Genomic DNA, 15993 nt, shown 5'->3' on the forward strand with positions numbered 1-15993 from the left:
TCGAGGTGTCACCGCCAGTCGTACGGTCCGTCCACGGTGGCAGGCTCCACCATCGAGTCAACCGGGAGGGACGAAGAACCGATGGCGCAGGACCTGCAGGAAGCCGCGTCGGCCGCGCCGATGGCCAACAAGCGTATCAATGCCGGTGTGAGACTCATGGGATGGCTGACGACCACCGACCACAAGGTCATCGGCAATCTCTACATAGTCACCGCGTTCGGGTTCTTCCTGCTGGCCGGAGTGCTGGCCATGCTCATGCGCGCAGAGCTGGCCCGGCCAGGACTGCAGATCGTCAGCGCGGAACAGTACAACCAACTGTTCACTGTCCACGGCACCATCATGATGCTGCTGTTCGCCACGCCGATGTTCGGCGGCTTCGCGAACGCCATCATGCCGCTTCAGATCGGCGCACCCGACGTCGCCTTCCCCCGCCTCAACGCGCTCACCTACTGGCTCTTCCTCTTCGGCGGAATCATCGTGGTGTCCGGATTCGTGGTGCCCGGCGGCGCGGCCCACTTCGGCTGGTTCGCCTACGCACCGCTGAACAGTGCCGTCTTCTCCCCCGGCGCCGGCGGAGACCTCTGGATTATGGGCCTCGTGCTGTCGGGGATCAGTACGACCCTGGCATCGGTCAATTTCATCACTACGATCGTCTGTCTGCGTGCGCCGGGTATGACCATGTTCCGGATGCCGATCTTCACCTGGAACGTACTGTTCACCTCGATCCTCGCGCTGCTCGCGTTTCCGGTGCTCACCGCCACCCTGCTCGCCCTAGAAGCCGACCGGAAGTTCGGGGCCCATGTTTACGACGCCGCGAACGGCGGTGCGCTGCTGTGGCAGCACCTGTTCTGGTTCTTCGGCCATCCCGAGGTCTACATTGTCGCGCTTCCCTTCTTCGGAGTGGTGAGTGAGATCATTCCCACGTTCAGCCGGAAGCCGATGTTCGGGTATTTCGGAATGGTGATGGCCACGATCAGCATCACCATGCTCTCGGCGGTTGTCTGGGCCCACCACATGTTCGCGACAGGAGCCGTTCTCCTACCCTTCTTCTCCGCCATGTCGTTCATCATCGCCGTGCCCACCGGTGTCAAGTTCTTCAACTGGATCGGCACCATGTGGCTCGGCAGTATCTCGTTCGAGACACCCATGCTCTGGGCGATCGGCTTCCTCGTGACCTTTCTCCTCGGCGGCCTCAGTGGAGTGCTGATCGCCTCACCCCCGCTGGACTTCCATCTCACCGATTCGTACTTCATCGTCGCCCACCTCCATTACGTGCTCTTCGGAACAGTAGTCTTCGCGATGTTCGGCGGCTTCTACTTCTGGTGGCCCAAGTTGACCGGACGCATGCTGGATGAACGCATCGGACGTATCCATTTCTGGACCTTGTTCATCGGCTTTCAGCTGACCTTCCTGGTGCAGCACTGGCTGGGTGAGGCCGGAATGCCCCGGCGTTACGCCGACTATCTCGCGGCGGACGGTTTCACCTTGCTCAATACGATCTCGTCCGTCGGCTCCTTTCTGCTGGGCCTGTCAACACTGCCGTTCCTGTACAACGTGTGGCGCACCAGCAGTTACGCGCCCAAGGTCGAGGTGGACGACCCGTGGGGGTTCGGCCGTTCCCTGGAGTGGGCGACCTCCTGTCCGCCGCCGAGGCACAATTTCCGGGCTTTGCCCCGCGTGCGTTCCGACTCGCCTGCCTTCGACCTGCACCATCCCCTCACGCCGGAGAAACAGGAGCCGGGCCTCGGCCGAGGCGGGTCCCGCTCCGCATCGGGCGCTGAAGAGGAGTCGGGCGGATGAAGACCGAGGCCATTGTCTTCGCCGGGGTCGCGGGGTTCTTCCTCGTGACCGATGTTCTCTACGCCGTGTGGTCCCGTGATCCGACAGGCACGGCAGCTCTCACCGTCTCGTTCCTCATGGCGTTGCTGGTCACGTTCTTCTTCGCCACCAACTACCGGAGGAAGGGCCTGCGCCCCGAGGACCGCGGGGACGGGTACATCCACGAGCGGTCCGGTCCGGTGGACTTCTTTCCTCCGCACAGCATCTGGCCGTCACTGACAGCCGCGGGGACGGCCCTGCTCGCCATCGGTGTGGTGTTCGGTCTGTGGCTGTTCCTGATCGGGCTGGGCTTGGCCCTGGCGGGGGTGTTCGGAATGGTCTTCCAGTACGCGCGTGTCCAGGACTGAGGGTGGTTCTCAGTCCTCGCGTTCGCGGACCGGCTCCGGCCGTGTCGTCCGCTCCGCGATCCGGGACCGTTGCTCCTCCGTGACGGGCAGTTCCACGAGGTCCCCGTAGTACCAGCCGCTCAGTACGGTCCGAAGCCGTCGCCGAATCGAGATCGGGCCCTGCGCGGGGAGCTCCAGGGGCGTCGGAACATCACGCATCAGGATGCGGTAGCGGGCTGTCGGGTTCAGGCCACGGCGGCTCTCCGAGAGATCGCCGTTCACCGACTGTGTCACCTGGCCGGTCTCCTCGCCTTCGGTCAGTCGGCGGCGGTCCCGCATCTGAAGGGCGAGGCAGAGGCGTTTGGTCAGCGCGAAGGCCAGGAGTGGGGCAGCGATCAGCGCGGTTCTGAGGACCCAGGTCATGGCCTCGACCGAAATCCTGAACGAGAAGGCTACGACGTCGTTGCCGCCGGCGACCAGGAGAACGGCGTAGAAGACGATGGCCGCCACGCCGAGCCCCGTACGGGTCGGCCGGTTGCGCGGCCGGTCGCACAGATGGCGTTCCCTGCGGTCGCCCGTCACCCATTTCTCGAAAAAGGGATAGAGGAACAGCACTGTGAAGACCACGCCTGGCAGCACGATCGCCGGAATGAACACATTCCACATGATGGTGTGGCCCGCAATGTCGGTCTCCCATGGCGGCATCAACCGGAGCGCGCCCTCCAGGAACCCGACATACCAGTCCGGCTGTGCGTTACCCGATACCTGGTTGGCGCGGTAGGGGCCGTAGTTCCATACGGGGTTGATCTGGGCGAGAGCGCCCAGCAACGTCAGTACGCCGAACACCATGAGGAAAAAACCTGTGGTCTTCGCGGTGAAGTGAGGAAACGCCGGTGAGCCGACGACGTTTTCGTTGGTCTTCCCCTGACCCGCCCAGTGGGTGTGTTTCAGATAGACCACCAGGATGAGATGAGCGGTGATCAGCGCCACGATCAGGCCGGGCACGAGCAGGACATGCACGGGGTACAGACGGGGGATCACGGCATCGCCCGGGAACTGTCCGCCGAAGACAAACAGCTCCAGGTACGTTCCGACGACAGGGATCGACCCCACAATGGTGGCCGCCGTCCTCAGGCCCGTACCGGACAGCAGGTCGTCGGGCAGCGAGTAGCCCGCGAATCCTTCGAGAAGCGCGAGTACGAACAGTGTCACGCCCACGATCCAGTTGGCCTCCCGCGGTTTACGGAAGGCGCCGGTGAAGAAGATCCGCAGCATATGGACGGCGATCGCGGCGACGAACACGAGTGCCGCCCAGTGGTGGATCTGACGGATCAGCAGGCCTCCGCGCACGGCGAAGCTGATGTTGAGGGTGGTGCTGTAGGCCTGCGTCATCCTCACCCCCTGAAGGGGCACATAGGAACCGGTGTAGACGCTCTCCATCATGCTCGGGTCGAAGAACAGAGTGAGGTACACGCCGGTGAGGAGCAGGACCGCAAAGGAGTAGAGGGCGATCTCACCGAGGAGAAAGGACCAGTGGTCGGGAAAGGCCTTGCGCAGCAACTGCAGGGCCAGCTCGCTGACGGGCAGGCGCCCATCCGCCGCGCCGTAACCACTGACCGCCGTCTTCCCGGCCCGGGCCTTCAGCTGCGCCTTACGCCTCCGCAGGGGCATGCACCACTCTCCCGTCGATCTTCCTTCCACCCCCGCCCCTTATTGTTACGGTTCGCTCTTTATGGGTAGCGCATTACTCGAAGGGACTACGCAGAATCGCGGTATCGGCACCTGATCGGCCGACCTGGCCCTGACGTGCCGGGGGGCGCCGCGCGGGTACGTCGGCCTCACCCCGCGAGCGAATCGATCTCCTCCAGCACTGCCCTTAACAAGGGATTAGGCAGGACAAGCAAAGGGCGGGTATAGAAAGTAGATCTTGACCTCGCGGTGATCTCGGCAAGTGCCGCCGATGTCACCGACCCGTCAGCCGCCGGGCCTTCCACTGCCAAAAGCCCCACCGTTGTCATCCTTGGGTACGTCCATTGGCGAAGAGGGGCGGTTGATCTCATATGGGCTGAGACCTTCCCCGAAATCATCTGCAGCCCTCAAGTTTTCGCTACTTCGGGAGAAACGTTCGGTCCGTGGTCCCTGCTGTCCTGCCCGAGACCGACGGCGCGCGTCCCACCAGACGAGGCCAAGCAGAACAGCGACTACGACCACTGCTATACCGAGGGGAAAAATCCAGCGCACAGCCGAAGCGGCCAGTGTGATGTCACTGATGGGCGCCTGGCTCACAAGGTGGCTCATCTGGCCCACGTCCTTTCTGAGGGGATTCCACCGCTCACAAAGCGAGGCAGAAGCTTCCGCTCATTGGAGAGAGCCCGCAATGGCCGGAGCCGTAGGAAACTCCAATCCCGCCGCCCTTCGCGGGATCAATCTCGCGGGTCCGCCTGAGCTGGACGTCTGGCAAGGCTCAAGCTCCCTGATAAGTCTACGGCGGGGAGTGTACGGGGGACCGCTAAGGGCTGTCCCGTAATCCCTGGTGGATCAGCGTGCGGCGTCAGACGCGGCGCATCGCAAGGCGGAGGGACGCCCGAATACTGGATGTATTCGGGCGTCCCGACAACGCGGCGAGGGATGGGGTCTCCCCTGCTCGAGCGCAGCCGAGAGCTTGGGGAAGTGGCTGTCGTCGCACGCCCACCAGGGATTACGGGACAGCCCTTAGGTGTACTCGGCCGTTACTCGCGTCAGTAGTTGATAAGAGGCAATACCGTTAGTGGAAGTACCTGTGGCGGGCCGTGGACCAAGACGGGATGGTGCTCGACATCCTCGCGCAGGCCCGTCGTGACAAGGCCGCGGCCAGGCGCTTCTTCCGCCGGCTCCTCAAAACGACCGGGGCGGTGCCCAGGGTGCTCATCACGGACAAACTCCGTGCCCACGGCGCCGCGCACCGTAAGGTGATGCCCTCGCTGGAACATCGCTCCACAAGGGGTTGAACAACCGGGCGGAGAACTCCCACCAGCCGACGAGGCAGCGTGAACGCGCGATGAAAGGATTCTGCAGCATTGGCGGGGCGCAGCGGTTCCTGTCCGCGTTCACCGGGATCTCACCCCACTTCCGACCCGATCGCCACCACATGACCGCCGGCCGCCACCGCCTCGAGATGACCATCCGCTTCACCACCCGGAACCACATCACCGGCAGCACCGGCCTGCCCGCCAGGGTCTGAACAACAGGCCGCCCCGGCCCCCGCTCGCCCTCAGACGATCACGCTGCGCCGGGAGCTGATCCGGCTGTCCTGCCTGATCAACTCGCACCCGTGCTGGGCGGAGCGCGGCTGGAGTCTGGTGGGCTGGGTCGAGCTGTACCGGGCAGCCGGGAGCGGGCCGGACGGAGGACGGGAACTGGTCGTGCGCTGGACCGGCGAGGGGTTCGTCGTCACCGAGCCCGAGGCACGGCCCTGAGCAGTTGGGAGACGAGTCCGGAGAGCGGACGACCCTGTCAGCGGGGCAACGTGACAGTGCCCAGTGGACTCCTGCGCTCGGCCCCCACGTCCGACTACCAAACGGGCTCAATGTTCGGCACCAGGCTCTATCGACGTCCTCCGGACGGGCACCAGCCCCGATTTTCCCGGCCACGGGGTGGGACCGACAGGCCCGGGATGACTGCCAAGACGAACTCCTTTGCCCCCCTCTTGTGAGAACCGTTGACAGTCGGGATTTCACAGCAGTATTACTGGTCTGACCGGTCCAACCGCATCTTCTGCCTCAGAGCGAAACCCGCGAGTCGGGAGCACCAAAGGTGCAGAGCTCACCACAGGAAGGTCAACATGATCGAGCCGCAACCAGACTCCGCCAGACACCGGGATGTCTCGCGTCGGGCGTTCCTCGCCGTCGGCGCCGCAGCCTCGGCCGGGGTCGCCCTGGGTCTCCGGGGAGCTTCGCCCGTTGCCGCAGCTGCGGCAACGGGGACCACCCATTACGTCTCCAAGAGCGGTAGTGACAGCGCGGCCGGGACGAGGGCTGCTCCACTGATGACGATCAACGCCGCGGCAAAGAAGGCCCGGCCCGGCGACGTTGTCCTGGTCGGTAGCGGGGTCTATCGGGAGGAGGTCGTCCTTCCGCGGGGCGGCACCGGCGATGACATGCGGATCACCTACGCGGCCGCCGCCGGGGCTTCGGTGACGGTGACCGGCTCCGACCTCTTCACGAGCTGGACCCGGGTCTCCGGTGACGTCTGGCAGCTCAAGATCCCGAACTCGTACTTCAACGGGTTCAACCCGTATGCGGAGCAGGTCCATGGTGACTGGTTCGACGGCAGGAGACGAATCCATCGCGTGGGAATGGTGTACCTCGACGGTGCCTGGTTGCCGGAAGCGACGAACCTGGCCGCGGTGAGCTCGCAGGCGAGCGCGTCCTGGTGGTCAGACGTGGACGGTCTCGTGGAGGGAACTGCGCCGCGCTACCAGCCGAGCTACGACGCGAATGGCTCCACGACACTCACCGCAAAGTTCCCTGGAGTCAACCCCAACCAAGGGGCGGTCGAGGTCGGCATTCGAGGCACGGTGTTCAAGCCCGCCGCGACCAACTACGACTACATCACGATCCGCGGCTTCAACCTCCGCAATGCCGCGACGAACTGGGCCGCACCGACCATGGGGCAGTGGGGGCTCGTGAGTGCGCACTGGTGCAAGGGCTGGATCATCGAAGACAACGAGATCGCCTACTCCAGGTGCTGTGGCATCGCCCTGGGAAAGTACTCGGACAAGTACGACGGCACCCGCGGCACGACGGAAGGCTACTACTTGACGATCTCCGACGCGCAGAATACGGGCGGATGGTCGTTTGCGAACATCGGCAGCCACGTCGTCCGCAACAACACGATCCACCACTGTGGCCAGACCGGCGTCGTGGGCTCTCTTGGCGGGATCGGGAGCACGATCACCGGGAACGAGATCTACCACACCAACACCCAGGGGATCTGGGGCGGAGCGGAAATGGCCGGCATCAAGCTCCATGCCGCCATCGATGTCGTCATTTCCGGGAACCACATCTACAACGCCGGCGAGTTCGCCGGGGTCTGGTTGGACTGGATGGCGCAAGGCACCCGGGTCGTGGGGAACCTCTTTCACGGCAACGTGCGCGACATCTTTGCCGAGGTTGACCACGGTCCACTGTTCATCGCGAACAACGTCATGCTGTCGCCCGAAGGGCTCTGGTCCGCGTCGGACGGGTTGGCCTGGGCCCACAACCTCGTGACCGGGACCATGAGAGTGAACCCGGACACGCGACAGACGCCTTACATGCAACCCCACTCAACGACAACAGCCGACTTGGCAGCCGTCCCACTCGGCGCTCAGCAGTGGATCAACAACATCCTCGGCAGCCGGACCAACCTCTCGGCCTGGGATTCCGGGACCCCGGGCTACCCGAGCACGATGAAGGCGAACGTCTACACTCAGGGCGCAAAGAAATCGGCCCTCGAACAGAATGGCGTAGACGCTGCCTCGGTGGCATACGCGCCGGCGCTCACGAAGACGTCGCACGGCTGGTACCTCAAGGTGCCGCGCGACAATTCGTGGCGAGCATCTCAAGCACTCGTGAGCACCGCATCACTCGCCAAGGCGCCGACCCCGAACCAAACGTTTACATATCCTGATGGATCAGATATGTCGGTATCGACAGACTTCCTCGGACTCCAACGAAACACCCGCGTTCCGTTCCCCGGCCCGTTCGAGACCGCCGGCGGTACGAACTCCTTCAAGGTGTGGTCACGAGTCGTGCCGACCACCGACGCCTGGGGCCGGACACCGAGTCCGAGCGGCCCAGGCGTTGCGACCGACACCAAGGGCAACGTCACCGTCCTTGTCCGCGGTAGCGACGACCAACTGTTTCAACGTGCTTTCCACGGCACCTCATGGACCGGCAGATGGGGTGCGCTGGGCGGACCGAACACCGGCACCTTCTTCGGGACTCCGGCCGTGACCGTGATCAACGGCCGTACCGACGTCTTCGTCCGCGGCACCGACAACCAGCTGTGGCAGCGCACCTGGACCACCACAGGCGGCTGGACCAACTGGACCTCACTCGGCGGAATCCTCGTCGACGATCCCGGCGCTGCGACCGATGCCAACGGCAACATCACCGTCCTTGTCCGCGGCACCGACAATCAGCTGTATCAACGCGCCTTCAACGGCACCTCATGGACCGGTTGGGCTCCACTGGGCGGACCGAACGCGGGCACCTTGGCGGGCGCCCCAGCCCTGACCATGACCAACGGCCGTACCGACGTCTTCGTCCGCGGCACCGACAACCAGCTGTGGCAACGCACCTGGACCACCACGAGCAGCTGGACCAACTGGACCTCACTCGGCGGAATCCTCCTCGACAGCCCCGGCGCTGCGACCGATGCCAACGGCAACATCACCGTCCTTGTCCGCGGCACCGACAACCAGTTGCAGCAACGCGTCTTCGACGGCACGTCATGGACCGAATGGGCTGCGCTGGGCGGACGACATGCCGGCAGCTTCGTCGGTGCCCCGGCCGTGACCATGGTCAACGGTCGTACTTACGTCTTCGTCCGCGGCACCGGCAACAAGCTGTGGCAGCGCACCTGGACCACCGCAGGCGGCTGGACCAACTGGACCTCACTCGGAGCCGCGTTCGGATAGCCGCTGCAAATCCGTATGACGGCGGGTGTGTCAACTTGACGGGCGCGGGCGGGTGCAAGCACGCCCCGCACGCGCTCGATCCGTTCGTCGGGGAACTTCCCCAGCTTCAGCCAGGTGCAGACGCCGGATGGAACACATGTCGCAGCCCGGGACAGCATCGTCCTGCTGGACGATCACGCGCAGGTACTCGAAGTGTTCCCACGAGTCGAGGTACGCCGTCTCACTGAAACCGAAGCGTTCGGTGAGACGGGGCGGAGCTGGTGTACGTGTCGCGGGTGAACATCGAGGAGACGTGGCCGGGAGTTTCCTGGACCGCCTTCAGCTCCGCCCCGGCCAGAGAGTTCGCCCGCGGTTCGACGTGAAGACACGAACAGGCACGAACGGAGTGACCAGACCATGTAGTTCTCTGCGATCAGTGATCGCCGGGGTGTCCGTGCCTGCTGTGCGGATCACGCCTACCGGAACCCATCGGAGCCGAACTCCGTGCCGTGATCAGCGGTGTCCGTCCCCTTCACAGCGAGGACTCCGTCCACGCGGCGGGGAACACCGAGCGGGTTGTCGTCACGCAACTCGGGCGGGAGCAGCCGTTGCGGAGTGTCCTGGTAGGCGATCGGGCGTAGGAACCTCTGGATGGCGGAGGCGCCGACCGAGGTGTGTGCGGAGTCGGTGGCTGCCGGGTACGGTCCCGAATGGTTCATCGCCCAGCTCACCGCAACCCCTGTCGGATAACCGTTCCACACCACCCGCCCGGTGCGCCGGGCGACGACGTCGATCACACGACGCGGGAGTTCCTCTTCCCCCTGTCCCGTCTGCAGCGTCGCGGTGAGGCTGCCGGGAAGGCGGCCGAGCAGGGCGAGGAGCTCCTCCTCCGTGGCGTACTCCACCAGCACGGTTACCGGGCCGAAGCACTCCTCGGTCAGCGCCTCGCCGAACATCGCGCCAGGCACCCTCAGCACGGTGGGCATCGCCCTGCCGGCGAGGTCGCGCGGCTCCTCGGCTCCGGCCAGTATCTGGACGCCCGGCTGCGCGGCGAGCTCCCGCACGCCTTCGGCGTACGCCGCCAGGATGTTCCTGGTGAGCAACGTACCGGCCGACGCGTCGGCACCGCGTGCGGCCAGCGCCTCCTGCAGCGCCGTCCCGTGCTCGCCGGCCGGTACGAAGGCGAGTCCCGGTTTGGTGCAGAACTGGCCCATCCCGAGGGTGAAGGAGCCCAGCAGTCCTTCGGCGATCGACGCACCGCGTTCCGCGGCCCCGGCCGGGGTGACGACCAGTGGGTTGACGCTGCCGAGCTCTCCGAAGAACGGGATGGGCTCCGGGCGGGCGGCGGCCAGGTCGAACAGCGCCCGCCCAGCGCGCACCGAGCCGGTGAAGGCGACGGCCGTGACGCACGGGTCGGTGACCAGCGCCACTCCGGCGGCCTGCCCGTGCACCAGGCTCACCGCGTCTGGAACCCCGGCGCGGGCGGCGGCCCTGCGCAGCGCGCCATAGGTCGCCAGCGAGGTCGCCGGGTGGGCCGGATGCGCCTTCACCACGACGGGGCAGCCGGCTGCCAGGGCGGAGGCGGTGTCGCCTCCCGGAACGCTGAAGGCGAGCGGGAAGTTGCTGGCGCCGAAAACGGCGACCGGGCCGCGCGGGACCATCATCCGCCGCAGGTCCGGGCGCGGCGGTACGGCCGCCGGGTCGGGGTGGTCGATCACGACCCCGAGGTGGCTTCCCTCGGTGACGACGTCGGCGAGGAACCTGAGCTGGGCACAGGTGCGGGCGAGTTCCCCGGTGAGCCGGGGCAAGCCCAGCGCGCTCTCCCGGTCGGCGAGCGCCAGGATCGTCTCGCCGTCCTTCTCCAGCTCGGCGGCTATGTCGCGCAGCAGCGCCGCCCGGCCCGCGACGCCCAGGGCGGCCAGCGCCGATACGGCCGACTCGGCGGCCGCGCAGCGCGCCGCCACCTCGGCCGGCGTGGACTCGGCGCCGACCACCTCGACGGCTTCGCCGGTGCGGGGGTCGACGGAGACGACGGCCGGGGTGGCGTGGTTCGTCGCAGTGTTCATTGCAGCGGTCCTTCCAGGGACTCCAGCATGGGTGCCAGGCCGCGGACCACGCTGTTGGTCAGGGTTCCGATCTCGCCGATCTCGATCTCTACGATGTCTCCCCCGGCGAGCGTGAAGGGAAGGTCCGGCACCAGGCAGGTGCCGGTCGCCAGTACGGCGCCGTCCGGGAAGACGTCGGCTGCGAACAGGTATCCGGCCAGGTCGTCGAGTCGCCGGTTCAGCTGCCCGGTGTTGGTCTCACCGGACCAGGCGACGGCGCCGTCGCGACGGATCGTCATGCGGATCGGCAGCGCGTAGGGGTCGGCGATCTCCCACACCGGGCGGATGGCCGGGCCGACTGCGCAGCCACCGAGATAGATCTTGGCCTGGGGAAGGTACAGCGGGTTCTCGCCCTCGATGGTGCGTGAGCTCATGTCGTCGCAGATCGTGTACCCGACGATCTTGCCGTGCGTGTTGAGCACCAGGGCCAGCTCGGGCTCGGGCACGTCGATCGTGGAGTCGGCCCGCACCGCGACCGTGCCGCCGTCGCCGACCACCCGCCAGGCGACGGACTTGAAGAACAGCTCGGGCCGTGGCGCGTCGTACACCCGCTCGTAGACATCCGCGGCAGCGGCGCTCTCGGCCATCCGCGCCTGGCGGGAACGACGGTAGGTGACGCCGGCGGCCCACACTTCCATCCGGCCCTCGACCGGCGTGAGCGGCTCGGCCGGGCCGTCCGAGGGTTCGGTCAGGGCCCGCTCGACGAGTTCGCGCAGGTCGTCCAGGTTCAGGCGCAACAGCTCGGCCAGCGGCAGCGGCAGCGGATGGATCAGGCCGTCGTCCGCTCGCACCCCCGCCCGGATCTCGCCGTCTTTCGCGTAGCGCAGGATATGTGTCATCGGTCAGCTCCATGGAATGGGGTGGCGGGACGGCCGGTGGTTCCGGGTTCGGCCGCGAAGATCGACCCGGCCAGCGGCTGGGCGATCAGCTCGCCGGGGGTGAGCCGGTGGGCGGCGGAGGTCACGTACAGCACGTCACCGCCGGGGCCGCCGAAGGCGCAGCTGGTCACCTGGGTGACGGGGAGGCGGACGATCCGGTCCAGGACGCCGTCGGGGGTGTAGCGGCGGACTGTTCCGCCGCCCCACAGCGCCACCCACAGGCAGCCGTCGTCGTCGACCGTCATGCCGTCCGGCATCCCCTCGGCGGGGTCGATGGTCACGACCACGCGATGCGAACGCGGCTCGCCCGTCGCGGGGTCGAAGTCGTAGGCGTTGACCCGCTGGGTTCCGCTGTCGATGTGATACATCACGGTCCCGTCGGGGCTCCATCCCAGACCGTTGGACAGCGTGACCCCGGTCAGGACGCGAGCGACGCTCCGGCCGTCGTAGCGGTAGAGGGCGGCGGCGCCGGGTTCGGCCTCGTACGGCATGGTGCCTGCCCAGAGCCGCCCGGAGGGGTCGCACTTGGCGTCGTTCATCCGGTTGCCCGGAAGGTCGGCCTCCACCTCGGCGACCATGCGGACGTCGCCGTCGGGCGACAGCATCGCCAGCCCGTCGCGTACCGCGAGGATCAGGCCGTCGTCACCCGCAGGCACCGCGGCGCCGACGTGCACGCCCACGTCCACGACCTGGTCCACGCCGCCGACGGGGTCGAACGTGTGGACCGTGCATCCGGTGACGTCCACCCAGACGAGCCTCCGCCGGACCGTGTCCCAGGCCGGCCCCTCCCCCACGTCCGCGTTGCTCCGCAGCACGAGTTCGCCGTCAAGTTCGGTGATCATCAGACCTCCTCCTGGCCGCGCGGATCGATCGCGACCTTCAAGACACCTTGATCGGGTACGGCGAGGAGCGCGGGCACCTCGTCCAGCGACGCCACGCGCACTGGTACGAGGGCCGGGTCGATCACCCCGGACGCAAGCAGCCGTACTCCTGCGGTGACATCCTCGTCCCACAGGTGCGCCGCCGTACCGATCAGGCGCTTCTCCTTGAGCACCATGTCGGCGAGCGGCACCGCGGCGTCCCGGCCGGAGAACCCGATGATCACCACGGTGCCCCGGGCCCGGCAGTGCCGGATCGCTTCCGGCAGCAGGGAGGGCAGGCCGGTGCACTCGAACACCACGTCCGCCCCCCTGCCCTCGGTCAGACGGTCGATCGTGGCGGCCATCTCCTCCGGCCGGACCGCCACAGCTCCGGCTCGGCGAGCCGCCTCCCGGCGGAGATCGGCGGTCTCGCTCGTCACGACCTGGATTCCGGCGGCCACCGCCACCCGGGTCAGCAGCAGTCCGATGGCACCTGCGCCGAGCACCAGCGCGGTGCCGCCGGTCACGTCACCGGCCTTGCGCAGCGCGCGTACCGCGACGGCGGCGGGCTCGGCAAGCACCGCTATCCGCGGCGGGACGTGGTCGGGAACGGGGACGCAGGTGGCCGCGTCGGCGACCATGTACTCGGCCAGCCCTCCGTCGAGGTTGAGGCCGCGTACCGCCTGCTGCGCGCAGACCCCCTCCTGGTGCCTGCGGCACCACCAGCACATGCCGCAGCCGAGCACGACATCGGGGATGACCCGGGTGCCGACGGGCAGCCGGCTCGCGTCCGTTCCCGGGCCGTGCCCGGCGATGACGCCGACCACTTCGTGTCCGAGCGCCAACGGTGCCTGGGTGCCGGTCAGCGGGTGGGGCTTCTCCACGTCGATGGCGAGCGGTCCCTCGCGGTACTCCTCCACGTCGGTGCCGCAGATCCCGCACAGCTCGACGCGGACCAGCACCTCCCCGGCCGCCGGAACTGGGGTGGGTATCTCCTCCACGCGCACGTCCCGGCGCGCGTGCCAGCGGGCCGCTCTCACAGCCGGGACACCCGCCGTTCCACGTCGTCCCGTTCGGCGACCCCGTCGCGCAGGGTGACCCCGTGCCCGGGAGCCCGGCCCGGCCGCACCTGCCCGTCCTGGATCTCCGGCAGGCCGGTGACCAGCTCGTCGTACCAGGTACGCAGGAACGCCCTGACCGTCTCCTGGATGAGCCCGTTCGGCTGGCTGCACGCAAAGTGCACGCAGCTGGCCAGGGTGGCCGGGCCGGTGCAGTCGTGCGGGGCGACGGGCACGCCGTAGGCATCGGCCAGCGAGGCGACCTTGCGCGCCTCGGTCAGTCCGCCGGTCCACTGGACGTCCAGGGTCAGGATGTCGACGCCGCCGGAGTCGAGCAGCGGCTTGAAGCCGCGCCGTCCCACGCAGGTCTCTCCCGTGGCGATCGGCACGCCGTCGACCTTGGCCAGTTTGCCGAACGCGTCGGCAGCGTCCGAGCGCAGCGGGTCCTCCACCCAGTACGGCCGGTACGGCGCGAGTGCCGAGATGATCTTTTCGGCGGCGGGCCTGTTCCACAGGCCGTGCAGTTCGATCATCAGTTTCATGTCCATGCCGACCTCGTCGCGGACCGCGGCAACCGTCGAGAGTGCCCGATCCAGCTCGGCCAGGGAGATGTCGGTGCCGCCGGTCCGCTCGGCGGCGGTGTCGAAGGGCCAGATCTTCATGCCTCGGATGCCCTCGTCCCACAACTCGCGGGCCAGCCGCGCGGGCTCGTTGAGGAAGGCGTGCAGGTCCTCGTAGCGCTCGGCGGTGCTCACCCCCCAGTTGCCGGACTCCTGCCGGGTGGACGTGCCGACGTAACCGGGTCCGGCGCACGTGTTGTAGATGCCGATCCCGTCATGTACGGCTCCGCCGAGCAGGTCGACCAGCGGCAGCCCCGAGGCGTGCCCCAGCAGATCCCACAGGGCGATGTCGATCGCACCGTTGCCGCGCGTCTCGGCCCCCGATCCCTGGAATCCGACGTAGGGTGCCAGCGCTCGCGCGGCCCGCTCCGGCGTGGGATCGGTCATCCCGACCAGGACCGGAGCGACGCTTTCGTGCAGGTAGGCCTCCACCGTACGGGCGCCGAAGAACGCCTCGCCCAGACCGACCAGTCCGGAATCGGTGTGCAGACGGACGAACAGCAGGTTGGGCTGAATGGCCGGACGGATTGTCTCAAGACTAGTGATCTTCATCCAGATCTTCCGAAAGGTTACTGAACTGCGGGGGACATGGGACGCGCGGGCGTACGGGTCAGGCGAAACGGGCCTCACGCTTGGCTACCGCGTCGACATTGGCGGCGTTGACGACCTCCGCGCCGGTGTCGTACGTCCTGGCCGGGTAGCCGGGGTCGAACTCCTCGGCGAGCAGGGCCGCGGCGATCCAGCCCTGGGCGTACGGGTTCTGCCCCAGGGAGAAATCGATCGACTTGTCCTTGACCCCGTCCAGGACCGGCTGGATCAGGTCGAAGCCTCCGACGGCGAACTTGCCGACGAGGTTCTTGCTCTTCGCCCAGGTGGCCACGTACTGGTGGTCGAAGGCCGCCATCGCCCAGCCGACGATCTTGTCCTTCTTCGAGGCGTACTTGGCGTCGATGGCGGCGACGGCCTTGGACTCGTCGGTGCTGGTGATGAGGACCTCGGTGCTGAAGGAGGTGCCGTTCTCCTTGTTGTACGCCTCGATCCCCTGCTTGATCCCCTGGATGCGCTGTTCGAGGGCGGTGCTGCCGGGCGCGAAGTTGCCACACACGATGACGCCCTCGGACTTGCCGGTGCGCTTCTTGGCGCACCTGGCGATCTCACGGCCGCACGCGTCACCCGCGTTGACGAAGTTCTGCCCGACGAAGCCGACGCCGAGCTTCTCGTAACCGTCACTGGCCACGTTGGAGAGGATCACCTTCACCCCGGAGGAGGTCGCCCGCTTGATGTTGGCGTCGAAGGAGGTCTCGTCGATCCGGGTGAAGATCACACCATCGGGCTTGGCGCTCAGCGCACTGGCCTGGAGCTCGACGGTCTTCTGGGCGTCCGGCGCGGGCGGGCCGATGAACTGGGTCTCCCATCCCATGGTCGCGCCGAAGTCCTCGAAGCCGCGCTGCACGGGGGCGAAGAAGGGGTTCTTGTCGTGTACGACGAAGATCACCTTCTTGCCCTTCTGCGGGCCGTCGGCAGCGCGGCCTCTGGACGAGGCGTCGGCGGACGGTTCCTTCTCGCTGCTGCACGCGGCGAGCAGGATGCCGGCGGAGGCCAGGGAGCCGCTGAGCAGCAGGCCCCTGCGTGACATCGAGCTGTTCGTTGCCATGTTCTCTCCTGTT

Annotated in this window: 10 protein-coding genes and 1 pseudogene; 4 read left to right on the plus strand and 7 right to left on the minus strand. The window is 67.1% G+C overall.

Going from position 1 to position 15993, the window contains the following annotated elements:
• Window positions 1–120: 120 nt before the first annotated feature.
• Complete coding sequence (gene ctaD, locus ACFYY7_RS22270; RefSeq protein WP_388664205.1) at window positions 121–1800, plus strand: cytochrome c oxidase subunit I; 1680 nt, start codon at window positions 121–123, stop codon at window positions 1798–1800.
• Window positions 1797–2186 carry a cytochrome c oxidase subunit 4 gene (locus ACFYY7_RS22275; protein ID WP_388663781.1) on the plus strand — a complete coding sequence of 130 codons (390 nt, stop codon included), beginning with the start codon at window positions 1797–1799 and terminating at the stop codon, window positions 2184–2186. The genes ctaD and ACFYY7_RS22275 overlap by 4 nt, the downstream gene beginning before the upstream one ends.
• A 9-nt stretch (window positions 2187–2195) precedes the next feature.
• On the opposite strand, the gene ACFYY7_RS22280 is transcribed toward ACFYY7_RS22275, so the two are convergent.
• The gene (locus tag ACFYY7_RS22280) at window positions 2196–3836 is read right to left on the minus strand and encodes a cytochrome bc complex cytochrome b subunit (RefSeq protein ID WP_388663783.1); all 1641 of its coding nucleotides are present in this window, start codon (window positions 3834–3836) and stop codon (window positions 2196–2198) included.
• A gap of 1100 nt (window positions 3837–4936) precedes the next feature.
• Between ACFYY7_RS22280 and ACFYY7_RS22285 the strand changes: the two are divergent.
• Both ACFYY7_RS22285 and ACFYY7_RS22290 read left to right on the plus strand, forming a co-directional pair.
• Window positions 4937–5385 (plus strand): annotated as a pseudogene (locus ACFYY7_RS22285) (DDE-type integrase/transposase/recombinase); the annotation flags it as partial.
• Between the two features lie 804 nt (window positions 5386–6189).
• Entirely contained in the window at window positions 6190–8826 is a 2637-nt protein-coding gene (locus tag ACFYY7_RS22290) for a right-handed parallel beta-helix repeat-containing protein (RefSeq protein WP_388663785.1), read from the plus strand.
• Window positions 8827–9281: 455 nt separating this feature from the next.
• Here ACFYY7_RS22290 and ACFYY7_RS22295 read toward each other — a convergent pair whose 3' ends face one another.
• From ACFYY7_RS22295 to ACFYY7_RS22320, 6 genes are read right to left on the minus strand one after another with little or no spacing between them, the layout of a single operon-like run.
• Window positions 9282–10871, minus strand: a complete 1590-nt coding sequence (locus ACFYY7_RS22295) for an aldehyde dehydrogenase (NADP(+)) (RefSeq protein ID WP_388663787.1) — start codon at window positions 10869–10871, stop codon at window positions 9282–9284.
• Window positions 10868–11749, minus strand: coding sequence for a fumarylacetoacetate hydrolase family protein (locus ACFYY7_RS22300; protein WP_388663788.1), 882 nt, complete (start codon window positions 11747–11749; stop codon window positions 10868–10870). Before ACFYY7_RS22300 ends, ACFYY7_RS22295 begins: the two co-directional genes overlap by 4 nt.
• Entirely contained in the window at window positions 11746–12630 is an 885-nt protein-coding gene (locus ACFYY7_RS22305) for an SMP-30/gluconolactonase/LRE family protein (protein WP_388663790.1), read from the minus strand. Before ACFYY7_RS22305 ends, ACFYY7_RS22300 begins: the two co-directional genes overlap by 4 nt.
• On the minus strand, window positions 12630–13649 hold the full coding sequence (locus ACFYY7_RS22310) for an alcohol dehydrogenase catalytic domain-containing protein (RefSeq protein WP_388663792.1): 1020 nt from the start codon (window positions 13647–13649) through the stop codon (window positions 12630–12632). Before ACFYY7_RS22310 ends, ACFYY7_RS22305 begins: the two co-directional genes overlap by 1 nt.
• Before the next feature lie 35 nt (window positions 13650–13684).
• Window positions 13685–14878 carry a mandelate racemase/muconate lactonizing enzyme family protein gene (locus tag ACFYY7_RS22315; RefSeq protein WP_388663794.1) on the minus strand — a complete coding sequence of 398 codons (1194 nt, stop codon included), beginning with the start codon at window positions 14876–14878 and terminating at the stop codon, window positions 13685–13687.
• A 58-nt stretch (window positions 14879–14936) separates the two neighbouring features.
• Window positions 14937–15980 carry a substrate-binding domain-containing protein gene (locus ACFYY7_RS22320; protein WP_388663796.1) on the minus strand — a complete coding sequence of 348 codons (1044 nt, stop codon included), beginning with the start codon at window positions 15978–15980 and terminating at the stop codon, window positions 14937–14939.
• Window positions 15981–15993 lie beyond the last annotated feature (13 nt).

The organism is Streptomyces sp. NPDC001933 (genome assembly GCF_042890955.1).
Taxonomy (GTDB): domain Bacteria; phylum Actinomycetota; class Actinomycetes; order Streptomycetales; family Streptomycetaceae; genus Streptomyces.

Excerpts from the sequence above, each read along its gene's own strand:
- ACFYY7_RS22295 (WP_388663787.1), bottom strand. The coding sequence starts at position 10,871 with ATGAACACTGCGACGAACCACGCCACCCCGGCCGTCGTCTCCGTCGAC.
- ACFYY7_RS22320 (WP_388663796.1), bottom strand. The coding sequence starts at position 15,980 with ATGGCAACGAACAGCTCGATGTCACGCAGGGGCCTGCTGCTCAGCGGC.
- ACFYY7_RS22275 (WP_388663781.1), top strand. The coding sequence starts at position 1,797 with ATGAAGACCGAGGCCATTGTCTTCGCCGGGGTCGCGGGGTTCTTCCTC.
- ACFYY7_RS22315 (WP_388663794.1), bottom strand. The coding sequence starts at position 14,878 with ATGAAGATCACTAGTCTTGAGACAATCCGTCCGGCCATTCAGCCCAAC.
- ACFYY7_RS22280 (WP_388663783.1), bottom strand. The coding sequence starts at position 3,836 with ATGCCCCTGCGGAGGCGTAAGGCGCAGCTGAAGGCCCGGGCCGGGAAG.
- ctaD (WP_388664205.1), top strand. The coding sequence starts at position 121 with ATGGCCAACAAGCGTATCAATGCCGGTGTGAGACTCATGGGATGGCTG.
- ACFYY7_RS22300 (WP_388663788.1), bottom strand. The coding sequence starts at position 11,749 with ATGACACATATCCTGCGCTACGCGAAAGACGGCGAGATCCGGGCGGGG.
- ACFYY7_RS22290 (WP_388663785.1), top strand. The coding sequence starts at position 6,190 with ATGACGATCAACGCCGCGGCAAAGAAGGCCCGGCCCGGCGACGTTGTC.
- ACFYY7_RS22305 (WP_388663790.1), bottom strand. The coding sequence starts at position 12,630 with ATGATCACCGAACTTGACGGCGAACTCGTGCTGCGGAGCAACGCGGAC.